This window comes from Thauera sp. WH-1, assembly GCF_047806685.1.
Classification (GTDB): domain Bacteria; phylum Pseudomonadota; class Gammaproteobacteria; order Burkholderiales; family Rhodocyclaceae; genus Thauera.
This window is the reverse complement of sequence record NZ_JBLQGP010000014.1, coordinates 46,047-61,680: the sequence shown is the minus strand read 5'-3', so window position 1 is coordinate 61,680 and position 15,634 is coordinate 46,047. Positions and strand designations below refer to the sequence as shown.

The 15,634-nt window shown below is 70.1% G+C and carries 10 protein-coding genes; 3 read left to right on the top strand and 7 right to left on the bottom strand.

Going from position 1 to position 15,634, the window contains the following annotated elements; translation table 11 throughout:
- Positions 1-26: 26 nt before the first annotated feature.
- From ACMV5O_RS14245 to ACMV5O_RS14235, 3 genes are all read right to left on the bottom strand, one after another.
- A complete protein-coding gene (locus ACMV5O_RS14245) occupies positions 27-1,730 on the bottom strand; it encodes a cation acetate symporter (protein WP_416164125.1) in 1,704 nt (567 codons plus the stop codon).
- Positions 1,731-1,741: 11 nt separating this feature from the next.
- The gene (locus ACMV5O_RS14240) at positions 1,742-2,050 is read right to left on the bottom strand and encodes a DUF485 domain-containing protein (RefSeq protein WP_324540187.1); all 309 of its coding nucleotides are present in this window, start codon (positions 2,048-2,050) and stop codon (positions 1,742-1,744) included.
- A gap of 184 nt (positions 2,051-2,234) precedes the next feature.
- Positions 2,235-3,479, bottom strand: coding sequence for an Eco57I restriction-modification methylase domain-containing protein (locus ACMV5O_RS14235; protein ID WP_416164071.1), 1,245 nt, complete (start codon positions 3,477-3,479; stop codon positions 2,235-2,237).
- Between the two features lie 280 nt (positions 3,480-3,759).
- On the opposite strand from ACMV5O_RS14235, the gene ACMV5O_RS14230 reads away from it, so the two are divergent.
- The 3 genes from ACMV5O_RS14230 to ACMV5O_RS14220 all read left to right on the top strand — a co-directional run bounded on the left by ACMV5O_RS14230 (position 3,760) and on the right by ACMV5O_RS14220 (position 8,100).
- Positions 3,760-6,681, top strand: coding sequence for an AMP-binding protein (locus ACMV5O_RS14230; protein WP_416164070.1), 2,922 nt, complete (start codon positions 3,760-3,762; stop codon positions 6,679-6,681).
- A 68-nt stretch (positions 6,682-6,749) separates the two neighbouring features.
- Entirely contained in the window at positions 6,750-7,727 is a 978-nt protein-coding gene (gene cysK, locus ACMV5O_RS14225; RefSeq protein ID WP_416164069.1) for a cysteine synthase A, read from the top strand.
- A gap of 19 nt (positions 7,728-7,746) precedes the next feature.
- Complete coding sequence (locus ACMV5O_RS14220) at positions 7,747-8,100, top strand: DUF488 domain-containing protein (protein ID WP_416164068.1); 354 nt, start codon at positions 7,747-7,749, stop codon at positions 8,098-8,100.
- A gap of 16 nt (positions 8,101-8,116) precedes the next feature.
- Here the strand turns inward: ACMV5O_RS14220 and ACMV5O_RS14215 are convergent, their stop codons facing one another.
- The 4 genes from ACMV5O_RS14215 to ACMV5O_RS14200 form a co-directional block, all read right to left on the bottom strand.
- Positions 8,117-10,120, bottom strand: coding sequence for an acyl CoA:acetate/3-ketoacid CoA transferase (locus tag ACMV5O_RS14215; RefSeq protein WP_416164067.1), 2,004 nt, complete (start codon positions 10,118-10,120; stop codon positions 8,117-8,119).
- Positions 10,121-10,142: 22 nt separating this feature from the next.
- The gene (locus ACMV5O_RS14210) at positions 10,143-11,534 is read right to left on the bottom strand and encodes a GntP family permease (RefSeq protein ID WP_416164066.1); all 1,392 of its coding nucleotides are present in this window, start codon (positions 11,532-11,534) and stop codon (positions 10,143-10,145) included.
- A 317-nt stretch (positions 11,535-11,851) separates the two neighbouring features.
- On the bottom strand, positions 11,852-13,393 hold the full coding sequence (locus tag ACMV5O_RS14205; protein ID WP_416164065.1) for a sigma-54 interaction domain-containing protein: 1,542 nt from the start codon (positions 13,391-13,393) through the stop codon (positions 11,852-11,854).
- A gap of 86 nt (positions 13,394-13,479) precedes the next feature.
- Complete coding sequence (locus ACMV5O_RS14200) at positions 13,480-15,612, bottom strand: ATP-dependent helicase (RefSeq protein WP_416164064.1); 2,133 nt, start codon at positions 15,610-15,612, stop codon at positions 13,480-13,482.
- Positions 15,613-15,634: the final 22 nt, after the last annotated feature.

Genomic DNA, 15,634 nt, shown 5'->3' with positions numbered 1-15,634 from the left:
AGGGGCGCCGTCGAGCGGATCAGGCCTCAGTGTGCCGACGCCGCCGCCGCACCGATGCCGGTTTCCGAGCGGACCTTCTGCGCCAGGTAGCCGGCGCGGTCGGCGCGGGCCAGCGCGCTCCGGTCGAGGATCGAGAACAGCCAGATGCCGATGAAGCCCGCCGCCATCGAGAACAGCGCCGGCGACGCGTAGGGGAACAGCGCCGAACCCTTGGGGTTGCCCAGCGTGGCTTCCCACACCGACGGCGACACGACGGTCAGCACCACCGCGGTGATCAGGCCGATGAAGCCGCCGATGGTCGCGCCGCGGGTGGTGCAGTCCTTCCACAGCACCGACATGAACAGCACCGGGAAGTTGGCCGAGGCGGCGATCGCGAAGGCCAGCGACACCATGAAGGCGATGTTCTGTTTCTCGAAGGCGATGCCCAGGATGACCGCGATGAAGCCGAGCACCAGGGTGGTGATGCGCGACACCCGCAGTTCCGAGGCCGAGTCGGCGTTGCCATGCTTGAACACCGTGGCGTAGAGGTCGTGCGACACCGCCGAGGCGCCCGACAGGGTCAGGCCGGCGACCACCGCGAGGATGGTCGCGAACGCCACCGCCGAGATGAAGCCGAGGAACACGTTGCCGCCGACCGCGTTGGCGAGATGGATCGCCGCCATGTTGCCACCGCCGATCAGGCCGCCCTTGGCGTCGAGGAAGTCCGGATTGGTCGACACCAGCACGATCGCACCGAAGCCGATGATGAAGGTGAGGATGTAGAAGTAGCCGATCCAGGTCGTCGCCCAGAACACCGACTTGCGCGCCTGCTTGGCGTCCGGCACGGTGAAGAAGCGCATCAGCACGTGGGGCAGGCCGGCGGTGCCGAACATCAGCGCCATGCCGAAGGAGATCGCCGAGATCGGGTCCTTGATGAAGGAGCCCGGGCCCATGATGGCCTGGCCGATCGTCGACGCTTCCTCGGCCGTCTTGCCGCCGGCGCTGGCGACTTCGGTCTTGATGCGGACCGCGTCGGCGAACATCGCCTCGGGCGAGAAGCCGTAGCTCAGCAACACCATGAAGGCCATGAAGCTGGCCCCGGCAAGCAGCAGACAGGCCTTGATGATCTGCACCCAGGTGGTCGCGGTCATGCCGCCGAACAGCACGTAGATCATCATCAGCGCGCCGACGATGACCACCGCCATCCAGTACTCGAGGCCGAACAGCAGCTTGATGAGCTGGCCCGCGCCGACCATCTGCGCGATCAGGTAGAAGGCCACCACGACCAGGGTGCCCGAGGCCGCGAAGGCACGGATCGGCGTCTGCTGGAAGCGGTAGGCGGCGACGTCGGCGAAGGTGAACTTGCCCAGGTTGCGCAGGCGCTCGGCCATCAGGAAGGTGATCACCGGCCAGCCGACCAGGAAGCCGATCGAGTAGATCAGGCCGTCGTAGCCGTTCATCATCACCGCGGCCGAAATGCCGAGGAAGGAGGCCGCCGACATGTAGTCGCCGGCGATCGCCAGGCCGTTCTGGAAGCCGGTGATGCCGCCACCGGCGGTGTAGAAGTCGGACGCCGACTTGGTCTTCGCCGCCGCCCACTTGGTGATGTAGAGCGTGCCGACCACGAACACGCCGAACATCATGATGGCCGTCCAGTTGGTGGCCTGCTTCTCGGCCTGGCCGAGATCGCCGCCCGCGGCCAGCGCCAGCGAGGACAGCAGGGCGAGCGCGAGCCCGCCCACGAGTTTCATGTTCGTCGCGCTCACTTGCTGCTCTCCTGCACGATTTCGTGGGTCAGGCGGTCGAACTCGGAGTTCGCGCGACGCACGTAGAAGCCGGTGATGAGGATGGTGAAGAAGATCACGCCGAGCCCGATCGGGATGCCGACCGTGGTCACGCCCTCGCCCAGACGCGCCGAGAGCAGCTCCTTGTCGAAGGCGATGATGGCGATGTAGCCGTAGTACACGACCATCATGATCGCGGTGAGGATCCAGCCGAAGCGCGAGCGCGTGCTCACGAGCTGCTGGTACTTGGGGTTGGCAGCGATCCGCGCTGCCATGTCGTTTTCCATGTCTCCCTCCTTCAGCGGTGAACACACCGGACGGCCCGGTTACCGACACATTACGGAGGGAAGACTTACATTCCGCTTACGCAGTCATAAAAAACTTCTTTATTAACAGATACTTAATGGAATCTTAGCGAAACCTTGCAGCGCCCTGCCGCGCCGCGCAAGACGAGCCCGCGAAGGCCCGGCCTCAAGCCGCCGGCAGGAACTCGGCGAAGGCCGCCGGCAGCGGCGCGTTCTCCAGGCTGCGCTGGGTGAACAGGAAGCGGCCATCGCAGACAAAGCCGAGATCCGCCCAGTCGACCGCATTGAGCGCATCGCGGAAGGCCTCGATGTCCACATCGGCCCGCAGCGGAAACACCGCCATCACCGCGCCGTCGTAGTCGGTGCACGGGTGCACGAAAAAGGGTCGCGCCACCCGCGTCTTGCCGTTCACATAGACACGCGGCTGGGCGCTGCGATGGTGCATGCGCCCCCACATCCACCAGTTCGATTCATCGAACTTCGTCACCTTGCGCTGCAGCAGGCGGGCCTTGTGCGGCACCAGCACCTCCGGTGGCGGCCCGCCCGGCTCGCTCCAGATCATGCGCCGCGTCTGGCCGGTGCTGACGGTGGAGGAGCACACGAAGTCGCGGTTGCCATGCACCGCGTCCGTGTACAGCTCATCCGCCCCCGACACCGCGCCGACCTTGACGAAGGCCACGTCCGACAGCCGCAGCGGGTAATCTCCACGGGCGAACATCAGGTGTCCGGCGCATTCGATGAAGTGGCGCGTCTCCCACGCCGGCGCGGCGAGCGCCACGGCGAGCTCGTCGCCGACGCCGATCTCGCAGTAGCGCATCTCGCGCGTGCTGCAGCCTTTCTCGAAGCGCCAGATCAGGCAGTTCGGCACCGCATCGGCGAACACGCGCGCATCGCCGAGCTCGATCGCATCGGTGATGCTGCCGGCCTCGAACAGCAGGCGGTTGAGCTTGACCGCCGAGGTCGCCTTGAGGAAGTCGCGCGGCGTGATGAAGATCAGCTCGCCACCCGGCTTCAGGTGGCGCAGGCACTTGTCGATGAAGAACAGGTAAAGATTGGCGCGGCGGTCGAGGCAGCGTCCGAAGTGGCCGCGCGCGATCAGCGCCTGCGTCGCCGCGGAGATGTCCTGGCAGCGCACATAGGGCGGGTTGCCGATGATGGTGTCGAACTGCTCGCGCTCGGGATAGGCGAAGAAGTCGATCGCCTGCGCACCGGGCGGACAGTGGTCGGCGTCGAGCTCGAGGCCGACTGCGCCCGGCAGGTGGCGCAGGAAGGCGCCGTCGCCGCAGGAAGGCTCCAGCACGCGGCCGTTATTGCGGCGCAGCGCCAGCATCGCGCGCACCACGGGCTCGGGGGTGAACACCTGCCCCAGCGCCGCGACATCGCGCAGGCCGAGCGCGAGCTGATCAGCCATGGCGGACTCCCGGGCGGGGCCAAAGGCGACAGCGGGGCGCGTTCGAGCGCGGCAAGGGGCGATGTGGGGCGTCGAGCAACATGGGCCGCGATCTTACCAAGCGGCGCGAGCGCCGGGTGAGCGGGCTGCGGGCGGGGGCGGCGCGCCGGTCGTGCCGTGCTGGAAGCCGTCGCGTACGCCGATTGCGTCCGCCCTCGTGCCTGGACGCCCCACTGGCTTGCCCTGCGCCCCCTGCGGCGCTAACGTGAGCCCTCTCCTGGCATGCATGAGGAATCCCTGGATGCCCCTCCCCAAGGCGGCCGACCCGCAGGATGCGGGCGCCCTGCTGGCGCTAATCGACACCCTGGTGCGCGAGCTGCAGCCCGGCGCCCAGCGCCCGGCGAGCCTGGACAGCGCGCTCGACCGCGAGCTCGGCCTCGACAGCCTGAGTCGTGTCGAGCTGCTGGCCCGCATCGAGCGCCAGTATGGCGTGCATCTGCCGGCCGAGGTGCTGGGTGCGGCCGAGACCCCGCGCGACCTGCTCGCCGCGATTGCCCACGCCCGGACAGCGGAGCACGGGGGCTCGGACGCGGGCAGCAGCACGCTGCGCCAGGCGCTGCCGCCCGCCCAGGCTGCCCCTGAAGCCGCTGCGGATGCCGATGCCGGAGGCGCCGGCGATGAGCTGCCCGAGGCCGCCCGCAGCTTGCTCGAGGTGCTCGACTGGCACCTCGCCCGTCACCCGGCGCGCACCCACGTCAGCTTCTACGCCAGCGAGGATCGGCTCGAGACGATGAGCTACGCCGAGCTCGCCGACGGCGCCATGCGGGTGGCCGACAGCCTGCGCGGCCTGGGCGTGCGGACGGGCGACTGCGTCGCGGTGATGCTGCCCTCGGGGCTCGATTTCTTCCGCTGCTTCTTCGGCATCCTGCGCGCCGGCGCGGTGCCGGTACCCATGTACCCGCCGGCGCGCCCCAACCAGCTCGAGGAGCACCTGCGCCGCCAGGCCGGCATCCTGCGCAACTGCGAGGCGCCGGTGCTGATCACCTTCGACCGCGTGCGCCCGCTGGCACGCATGCTGGCCGGACTGTCGCCCGCCCTCGCCCACGTCACCACGCCGGCCGAACTGGCCACCGGCGCCCACCCGCAGCCCGGCGCCGGCAGCCATGGCGGGGCGCATCCGGCGCGCGCAGGCGAGCTCGCGCTGATCCAGTACACCTCCGGCTCCACCGGCGACCCCAAGGGCGTGGCGCTGAGCCATGCCAACCTGCTCGCCAACATCCGCGCCTGGGGCCAGGCCGCCGCACTGAGCGCGCGCGACGTGTGCGTGAGCTGGCTGCCGCTGTACCACGACATGGGCCTGATCGGCACCTGGCTGGGCAGCCTGTACCACGGCCTGCCGCTGATCCTGATGTCGCCGCTCGACTTCCTCGCCCGCCCCGAGCGCTGGCTGTGGGCGATCCATCGCCACCGCGGCACGGTCACCGCCGCCCCCAACTTCGCCTTCGAGCTGTGCGTGAAGCGGCTCGCCGACCAGGACCTCAGCGGCCTCGACCTGTCGAGCTGGCGTCTGGCGGCGAACGGCGCCGAGCCGGTCAATCCGGACACGCTGGCGCGCTTTGCCACCACCTTCGCCCCCTACGGCCTGGACCCGGGCGCCCTGATGCCGGTGTACGGCCTCGCCGAATGCTCGGTGGGCCTGTGTGTGCCGCCGCCCGGCCGCGGTGTGGTGGTGGATCGGGTCTCGCGCACGGCGCTCACGTGCGAAGGCGAGGCGCGGCCATGGTCCGCCGCAGCGGACGGCGCGCGTGGGGAGGGGAACCAGGATGGGGGCCGGGATGGGGATGGCGGCGCGGGTGACGCGGCGCGCATCGTGTCCTGCGGCCCGGCCCTGCCCGGCCACGCGCTGCGCATCGTCGATGGCGAGGGCCGGCCGCTGCCCGAGCGCCAGGTCGGCGCGCTCGAGTTCCGCGGCCCCTCGGCAACCGCCGGCTACTACCGCAACCCGCAGGCCAGCGCCGCGCTGTTCCACGACGGCTGGCTGGCGACGGGCGACCACGCCTACCTCGCCGACGGTGAGCTCTACATCACCGGCCGGGCGAAAGAGATGATCATCCGCGCCGGCCGCAACATCTACCCTTACGACCTCGAGCAGGCGGTCGGCGAGCTGCCGGGCGTGCGCAAGGGCTGCGTCGCGGTGTTCGGCGTGCAGCGCGACCAGGCCAGCGAGGAGCGCCTGGTGGTGGTTGCCGAGACCCGCCTGCGGGACGCGGCCGAACGCCGGCAACTCGAGCAGCGCATCGTCGCCGCGGCGATGGACCAGCTCGAGCTCGCCCCCGACGAGATCGTGCTGGCGCCGCCGCACGCGGTGCTCAAGACCTCGAGCGGCAAGATCCGCCGCGCCTCGGTACGCGCCGCCTATCTCGACGGCAGCCTCGGTGCGCCGGTGCGCGCCGCCTGGCTGCAGATCCTGCGCCTGCAGGCCGCCAGCCTGGGCGGGCGACTGCGCGCGCTGCCCGGTGCGCTCTACGCCGGCTGGGCATGGGCCGGCTTCGCCCTGCTCGCCCCGCTCGCCGTGCTCGCCCTCGTCGGCCTGCCGCGACTCGAGCAACGCTGGGCGGTCGCGCACCGCCTCGCCCGCCTGTACCGCTGGCTGTGCGCCTGCCCGCTGCGGGTCGAGGGCCTGGAACACCTGCCCGCGGGCAACTGCGTGGTGGTGGCCAACCACGCCAGCTACGCCGACGGCGTGGTGCTGGCGGCGGCGCTGCCGCGCCCGGTGCGCTTCGTGGCGAAGGCCGAATTCCGCGCCAACCGGCCGCTGCGCGCACTGTTCGAGCGCCTGGGCACCGTCTTCGTCGAGCGCTTCGATACCTTGCGCGGCATCGAGGATGCGCACGCGCTCGGCACGCACGCCGGGGAGGGCGTGCCGCTGCTGTTCTTCGCCGAGGGCACCTTCGGCCCGCGCGAGGGCCTGCAGGCCTTTCGCCTCGGCGCCTTCCAGACCGCCGCCCGCCAGGGCCTGCCGGTGGTGCCGGTGGCGCTGGCCGGCACCCGCAGCGTGCTGCGCGATCGCAGCTGGTGGCCCCGCCGCGGCCCGCTGGCGGTGACTGTCTGCCCCCCGGTGCACCCCGCAGGCGAGGACTGGCACGACCTGCTCGCCCTGCGCGATACGGTGCGGGCGCAGGTCCTCGCCCACTGCGGCGAGCGCGATGCAGGGCCAGACTGAAGCCGCCGCCGGGATGCTTGCCTATACTCAGGAAGCCCGCTACTCCATCCACGCACGAGGACAGCCCCATGCCCCACTGGTACCAAGACAATGCCGACTCCATCGGCCACACCCCGCTCGTCCGCCTCAACCGCATCGTCGACGGCGCCCCGGCCACCGTGCTGGCCAAGATCGAGGGCCGCAATCCGGCCTACTCGGTCAAGTGCCGCATCGGCGCCTCGATGGTCAAGGACGCCGAAGCCCACGGCCGCCTCGGCCCGGGCAAGGAGATCGTCGAGCCCACCAGCGGCAACACCGGCATCGCGCTCGCCTTCGTGTGCGCCGCGCGCGGCATTCCGCTGACGCTGACGATGCCCGAGACGATGAGCATCGAGCGGCGCAAGCTGCTCGTCGCCTATGGCGCGAAGCTGGTGCTGACCGAAGGCGCCAAGGGCATGAGCGGCGCGATCGCGAAAGCCAACGAGATCGTCGCCGGCGATCCCGGGCGCTACGTGCTGCTGCAGCAGTTCGAGAACCCGGCCAACCCGGCGATCCACGAGACCACCACCGGACCCGAAATCTGGAACGACACCGACGGCGGCATCGACATCCTGGTCTCCGGCGTCGGCACCGGCGGCACCATCACCGGCGTATCGCGCTACATCAAGCGCACGCGCGGCAAGGAGATCCAGTCGGTCGCAGTGGAACCGAGCGCGAGCCCGGTGCTCACCCAGCACCTCGCCGGCCAGCCGCTGGCGCCCGCGCCGCACAAGATCCAGGGTATCGGTGCCGGCTTCGTGCCCAAGGTGCTGGATCTGTCGCTGGTCGACAGCGTCGAGCAGGTGAGCAACGAGGACGCCGTGCTGTATGCGCGCCGGCTCGCGGGCGAGGAAGGGATCCTGTCCGGCATCTCCTGCGGCGCGGCGGCGGCGGTCGCGGTACGGCTGGCGAAGAAGCCCGAGAACGCGGGCAAGACCATCGTCGTGATCCTGCCCGACTCGGGCGAGCGCTACCTGAGCTCGATCCTGTTCGAGGGCATGTTCAACGACAGCGGCATGGCCACCTGAGCACGCTGTGGAGCTGCGCGTGCGCCGTGTCTACGACCCCCCGGCAGCGACCGACGGCTGTCGGGTGCTGGTCGACCGGCTGTGGCCACGCGGGCTCGCGCGCGAAGCCGCGCAGGTCGACCACTGGCTGCGCGCGCTTGCGCCCTCCAACGAACTGCGCAAGTGGTTCGCCCACGACGCCGCACACTGGGCCGAATTCCGCCATCGCTACGGCGAGGAATTGCAGGCCCCGGCCGCCGCCGAGGCGCTCGCCGAGTTGCGCCGCCTGATCGCCAGCCAGCCGGTGCTCACGCTGCTCTACGGCGCCCGGGATTCACGCCACAACAACGCCGAGGCGCTGCGCCAGTGGCTGCAGGGCGAGCCCGCCCGCTGACGCAGCGCGCCGCACCTCAACCGGCTTCCAGCCTGCGCCGCGCCTCGCTGGCGCTTTCGTAGAAGTGCGCCGGAATGCGCCGCTTCTCCAGTTCCTCACCGAGCTTCATGCGCAGGAAGCCGTTGGCGGTATAGCGCGTGACGGTGCGGTAATGCGCCTCCGTCAGGCCCTTCACCATCTCGACGTAGTCGTCCACCCGCTCGGGCACGATCGAGAAGCGGTCGTAGTTGACCACCGCATCGACCTTGCGTCCGAGCGGCGCGAGCGCGGCGCAGACCGCGTCGCGGATGTTGGCGATGTCCTGCGGCGTGCGCACCGACAAGCCCTCGAAATCGATGAAGAACACGTCCTGTTGCACGTCGTAGGAAAGGCGCTGGGCGAGCGGAACGTCGAGCAGGTCGTGGCGCAGCCCCATCGGCGCATCGGCGAAGATGCGCGCATCCATCAGCGCGGGCGGGCGCTTGATCACCGGCATGAAGTCCATGCGATCGAGAATGTCGCGCTGCAGGTCCACGCCGGGCGCAATCTCGATCAGCTCGAGGCCCTCATCGGCCAGGCGGAACACGCAGCGCTCGGTGACGTAGAGCACGTCCTGCTGCCACTTCACCGCCTGCGGCCCGCTGAAGCTGCGGTGCTCGACCGCATCCACGAACTTGCGCGCCTCGCCATCCTGCACGATGCGCAGGCCTTCGTCGGCCACCGCCACCTGTAACGCGCCGGCGGTGAAGGTGCCGACGAAGACCACCTTCTTGGCGTTCTGCGAGATGTTGATGAAGCCGCCCGCCCCGGCCAGCCGCGGCCCGAACCTGGACACGTTGAGGTTGCCCTCGCGGTCCGCCTGGGCGAGGCCGAGAAAGGCGATGTCCAGCCCGCCGCCGTCGTAGAAGTCGAACTGGCTGGGCTGGTCGATGATCGCCTGGGTGTTCACCGCCGCGCCGAAGGACAGCCCGCCGGCCGGGATGCCGCCGATCACGCCGGGCTCGGCGGTCAGCGTCAGCAGGTCGATCATCTGCTCCTCGGCGGCCACGGCAGCCACGCCCTCGGGCATGCCGATGCCCAGGTTCACCACCGCGTCGGGCTTGAGCTCCATCGCCGCGCGGCGGGCGATGACCTTGCGCGCGCTCATGGGCATCGCGCCGATCGCCGACATCGGCACCCGGATCTCGCCGGCGAAGGCCGGGTTGTACTGCTCCGCATAGGTCTGCATGTGGTGCTCGGGGCGCTCGGCCACCACCACGCAGTCGACCAGCACGCCGGGCACCTGCACCTGGCGCGGGTTGAGCGAACCGCGCTCGGCGATGCGCTCGACCTGCACGATGACGATGCCGCCGGAGTTGCGTGCGGCCATCGCGATCGCGCGCGCCTCCAGCGTCAGCGCCTCCTTCTCCATGGTGACGTTGCCGTCGGGGTCGGCGGTGGTGCCACGGATGATGCCGACGTGGATCGGGAAGGCCTTGTAGAACAGGTAGTCCTCGCCGTCGATCGGCAGCAGCCGCACCAGGTCGGCGGTGGTACGCGCATTGAGCTTGCCGCCGCCGAAGCGCGGATCGACGAAGGTGCCCAGGCCGACCCGGGTCAGGGTGCCGGGCTTGCCGGCGGCGATGTCGCGGAACAGATGCGAGATCACCCCCTGCGGCAGGTTCCAGGCCTCGATGCGGTTGTCCACCGCGAGCGCCTGCAGCTTGGGCACCAGACCCCAGTGGCCGCCGATCACGCGCGCCACCAGGCCGTCGTGGCCGAGATGGTTGAGGCCGCGGTCCTTGCCGTCGCCCTGGCCGGCGGCGTACACGAGCGTCAGGTCGCGCGGCGCGCCGCGGCCCTCGGCACCGGCTTCGCCGCCGTCGAGGAAGCGTTCCTCGAGCGCGATCGCGATGCTCTCGGGAAAGCCGATGCCGACGAAGCCGCCGGTGGCAACCGTGTCGCCGCTGCGGATCAGGCGCACCGCCTCGCGCGCCGACACGATCTTGCCGGTGTCGGCCGCGCGCAGCGAAGCGGCCATCGGATGGGTGGTCGTACTCATGCGGATCTCCTCCTCGCGACGGTCAGAAGCTGCCGAACAGCGTGCCGAGGGTGATCACCACCACCAGCGCGACGAGCGGGAACACCACCGTGTTCATGGCGATGAAGCCGTAGGACTCGCGATGGGTCAGGCGGCAGATCGACAGCAGCGAGATCACCGCGCCGTTGTGCGGCAGCGAGTCCATGCAGCCCGAGGCCATGGTGGCGATGCGGTGCAGCAGCTCGGGGCTGATGCCGGCGGCGTTGGCCATGGCGAGATACTCGGCGCCCAGCGTCTTCAGCGCGATCGACATGCCGCCCGAGGCCGAGCCGGTGATGCCGGCGAGCACGTTCACCGCCACCGCCTCGGAGATCAGCGGGTTGCCCGGTGCGATGCCCAGCACCAGGTCGCGGATCACGACGAAACCGGCGAGCGAAGCGATCACGGTGCCGTAGCCGACCTCGGTGGCGGTGTTGAGGATGGGCAGCATGGAGCCGAAGGAACCCTCGTTGACCGTCTTCATCAGGTTGGCCCAGCGCGTCCAGTGCAGCACCACCAGCAACATGATGGAAGCCGACAGCGCGACGATGATCGACCAGATACCGATCAGCGAGCGCGCATCCTGCAGGCCGCCGAACTCCGGCTTGGCGAGGTAGCTGGTGTCGATGCTGGGCAGCACCTGCTTGGCCATCACGAAGTTGAGGCCGATCACCACCAGGATGGGCAGCAGCGCGATCCAGAAGCCCGGGCGCGGCGCATCCGCCGGCTCGCTGTCGGGCTCGCCGCTATGGTGGCCGTAGCCTTCGCCGGCCGCCATCAGCTTCTTCGCCTGGGCGCTCAGCCACCAGGTGCCGAGGCCGAACATGATCAGGCCGCCAATCAGGCCCAGGCCGGGCGCGGCAAAGGCGTCGGTGCCGAAGAAGGGGCTGGGGATCGCGTTCTGGATCGCCGGCGTGCCGGGCAGCGCGGTCATCGTGAAGGTGAACGAACCGAGCGCGATCGCGGCAGGAATCAGCCGCTTGGGGATGCCCGCCTCGCGGAACAGCGCGGCGCCGATCGGATACACGGCGAAGGCCACCACGAACAGCGACACGCCGCCGTAGGTCAGGATGCCGCAGGCGAGCACGATCGCCAGGATCGCACGCTGGCTGCCCACTTTCTCGACGATGGCGTGCGCGATCGCGCGCGCCGAGCCGGAGTCGTCCATCAGCTTGCCGAACAGCGCGCCGAGCAGGAACAGCGGGAAGAACTGGATCACGTAGCCGCCCATGGCCTTCATGAAGACCTGGGTGTAGGTCGGCAGCAGCATCGCCGCCTCGCCCGACATCAGCACGGCGAACAGCGCCAGCAGCGGCGCGAGCAGCAGGACGCTGATGCCGCGGTAGGCGAGATACATCAGCAATACGAGGGACAACAGAATGCCTAGGGTGCCCATGGGGCGTCCTCCTCCTGGATTGGTTTTTGGGTATCGGTATCGGCCGCGGACGTCGCCGCGGTGCGGGCAATCAACAGCAGCATCCGTGCCAGGTCCTGCACGCTGCGGCCGGAACAGGGCCCCGAACAGGCGCAAACAGGCCTGGATCGCATGCGCTGATTGGGTTATCGATCGGCCTTATTACCGCCCGTCATGGCCAGACGACACGCATGCGGACGCATTGAAGGCTCCAGCTTTCAAGACATGTCCAGGATTCAGGACACTCAGAAGCAATCAATCCAGATTTCTGGACACCCCGACGCGGGGCAGCACAGGGCTCAGCGCGTGATGCCGTGCTGCTGCAGCTTGGCGTAGAGGCCGGCGCGCGAGATGCCGAGCCGGCTGGCGGCGAGGCGGCGATTGCCGCCGCAGGCCTGCAGCGCCGCCCGCAGCGCCACGCGTTCGGCATGCGCGAGGGCGTCGGCGAGCGGCACGACGCCCTCTCCGGGGAGCCCGTCCGGCGTGGCCGCCCGAATTGCGTCCTGCCCTGCGTCGGGCCTTGCGCCCAATGACGCGTCCGGCGCAGCCCTTGCGCGTGCAGCCGCGACGGGCATGGCCAGCACCGCCCCGGCCGTGCCGAGCAGGGCCGCCAGCGCCGCGGCATCCAGCGGCCCGCTGTCGGCGCTCAGCTGGGCGCGCTCGAGCAGGTTGCGCAGCTGGCGCACGTTGCCCGGCCAGGGCTGGGCCGCGAGCAGCGCCAGCGCGTCGTCGGCGAGCTCCAGCGGACGCTGGCCGGAGCGTGCGGCGATGTCGTCGAGCAAGGCCTCGACCAGGGCGCGGATGTCCTCGCGCCGCTCGCGCAGGCTGGGCACGCGCAGGGCCAGCACGTTGAGACGGTAGAACAGGTCGGCGCGGAAGCTGCCCTCGGCCACCCGCGCCTCGAGGTCCACATGGGTGGCGGCGATCACCCGCACATCGAGCGGGCGCACCTGGTTCGAGCCGAGCGGCTCGACCTGCTGCTCCTGCAGCACGCGCAGCAGCTTGACCTGCAGCGGCAGGGACAGGTCGCCGATCTCGTCGAGGAACAGGGTGCCGCCGTTGGCGAGCTCGAACTTGCCCAGCCGCGCCTTGCGGTCGGCCCCGGTGAAGGCGCCGGGTGCGGTGCCGAAGAGCTCGGCCTCGACCAGGTTGTCCGGCACTGCCGCCATATTGACCGCGACGAAGGGGCCATCGGCGCGCGCCGACAGGTTGTGAATGCCCTGCGCGAGCAGCTCCTTGCCGGTGCCGGTCTCGCCGCGCAAGAGCACCGTGGCGTCGAGCTGGGCGGCGCGGCGGGCCTGGCGCTTGATCTCGGTCGCCACCGCGCTGGTACCGATGAAGTTGGCGATCGTGTAGCGCGCGCGGCGCGCCTGCAGCAGCGCGCGTTCGGTCTCGGCCAGGCGCGCCTGCAGGCGGCCGTACTTCTCCATCAGCGGCTTCAGATGGCGGGCGCGGTCAAACAGCACGAAGCCGAGCGCGCCCACCACATGGCCATCGTCGTCGCGCAGCGGGATGCGAGTGACGACGAAGTGCTCGTCGCCGAAGGGCATCAGGTCGAGCAGGCTGGGCTCGCCGCTGTCGACCACCTCGCGCAGGCGGCTGGACGGCAGCACGTCCTCGATCTCGCGCCCGAGCGCGCTGTGACCGTCGGCCAGCCCGATCTTGCTCGCGTACTTGTCGCTCATCCACACGATGCGCGCCTGGCGATTGACCGCCACCGTGCCCTCGCACTGGGCGTTGAGGTGGTCGAACAGCAGCGGCATCGCCACCGCGCGGAAATGCTCGGGCGAGATGCCGATCTTGAGGCCGTTTTCGTCGAGGTCGGCGGCGGACAGACCCATGGGCAGTCTTTCAGAAGGGAAACGGTGGCCGATTATGGAACCGCCCTTCCCGCGCAGCAACGATCGCGGCGCGCACGGGGAACCCCTCAGCGCCACATGTCGCGCATCTTCGCCGCGAGGTCGATCGCCGCCTGGCGCGAGGCCGGCGAGCCCCGTAGTTCGGCCGGCGGGGGCGGCCAGCTGATCTGCTCGAACTGCCCGAGCAGGCGGTTGGGGATGAAGCGCGTGCGCCCGGCATACACGTGGCGGTCGCCCATGCCCATCTGCTGGGTGACGTAGAAGCGCTGCGGCACGATGAGGTCGAGGCTGTCCCTCGCGCGCGTCATCGCCACGTAGAGCAGGCGGCGCTCCTCCTCGATCTCGGCGCTGTTGCGGGTGGCGACGTCCGAGGGAATGCAGCCGTCGACCACGTTCAACACGCTCACCGCGTTCCACTCCTGGCCCTTGGCCGAGTGCATCGTCGACAGGATCAGGTAGTCCTCGTCGAGCAGCGGCATGCCGGCCTCGCCGCTGGTGGCGCTGGGCGGGTCGAGGGTGAGCTCGGTGAGGAAGCGCTGGCGGCTCGGGCTGGTGGCGGCGATGCGGGCGAGCTGCTGGACGTCGAGCACGCGCAGTGCGAAGTCGTCGTACAGACGCGGCATCTCGCCCTCGTACCAGCGGCAGGCGAGCTCGAAATCGGCCGGCCATTGCGGGCGTTCGGCCAGGCGGTCGATCAGCGCCGCGAATTCCTGCCAGCCGGCGCGCGCGGCCTCGGGCACCGGCTGCTCGGCGAGCAGCGCGCAGCCCGCGGGTGCGGCGCAGACGTTGTCGAGCACGCGGCCGGCGGTCCTGGGCCCGATGCCGGCGAGCAACTGGATGGCGCGGAAGCCCGAGATGCGGTCGCGCGGGTTCTCGGCCCAGCGCAGCAGCGCGAGCACGTCCTTGACGTGGGCGGCCTCGAGGAACTTGAGCCCGCCGAACTTCACGAAAGGAATGTTGCGCCGGGTGAGCTCCATCTCCAGGCGCGCGCTGTGCGCCGAGGCGCGGAACAGCACCGCCTGCTGCTTCAACTTGAGCCCCTCTTCGCGCCGCGCCAGCACCGTGTCGACGACAAAGGCGGCCTGGACGGCGTCGTCCTTCACCGCCACCAGGCGCGGGCGCTGGGTGGATGCGCGCTCGGACCACAGGTTCTTGGTGAAGCGCTCGGCAGCGAGCGCGATGACCGAATTGGCCGCTTCCAGGATCGGCCGGGTGGAGCGGTAGTTCTGCTCCAGCGTGATTACCTGCGCCGGCGGCTCGAAGGCGGCGGGAAAGTCGAGGATGTTGCGCACCGTGGCACCGCGAAAGGCGTAGATCGACTGCGCGTCGTCGCCGACCACGGTGAGGCCGCGGCCGTCGGGCTTCATCGCCAGCAGGATCGCCGCCTGCAGGGCGTTGGTGTCCTGGTACTCATCGACCAGCACATGGTCGAACAGGCCGCCGATCTCGGCGCCGAGCGCCGGCTCGGCCACCATCTGCGCCCAGTACAGCAGCAGGTCGTCGTAGTCGAGCACCTGCTGCGCCTGCTTGGCCTCGACGTAGCCGCGGAACAGGCGCTTGAGTTCGTCCTCCCACTCCGCGCACCACGGGAAGCTCGCCTGCAACACCTCGGCGAGCGGCGCCTGCGTGTTGACCGCCGCCGAGTAGATCGCCAGGCAGGTGCCCTTCTGCGGAAAGCGCTGCTTCGTCGCCGACAGGCCGAGTTCATGGCGCACCAGGTTCATCAGGTCGCCCGAGTCCTCGCGGTCGTGGATGGTGAAGCCGGCATCGAGCCCGATGCGCCCGGCCCAGTCGCGCAACAGGCGCGCGCCGATGGCGTGGAAGGTGCCCGACCAGTGCAGCTCGGCTTGCGCCAGGCCAGGGCGGCCGGCGGCGACCTGCGCCAGGATGCGCCGCACGCGGCGGCCCATCTCGTCCGCCGCGCGGCGCGAAAAGGTGAGCAGCAGCATGCGCCCGGGGTCGGCGCCGTGGGCGATCAGCTGCGCCACCCGATGCGCCAGGGTGTTGGTCTTGCCCGAGCCGGCGCCGGCAATCACCAGCAGCGGCGCCGCCGGCGCCGGGCCATCGCCGGCCGTCGCCTCGGTGATCCCGTGCTCGACCGCCGCCCGCTGCGCCGGGTTGAGGCGAGCGAGCGGATCGAACGCGGGGTGGTCGGGTGCGGCGGCAGCAGTGGCGGCAGCCGGAAGGGACGAAGGCGGCATGGCTGTAATTATATTCAGCCAG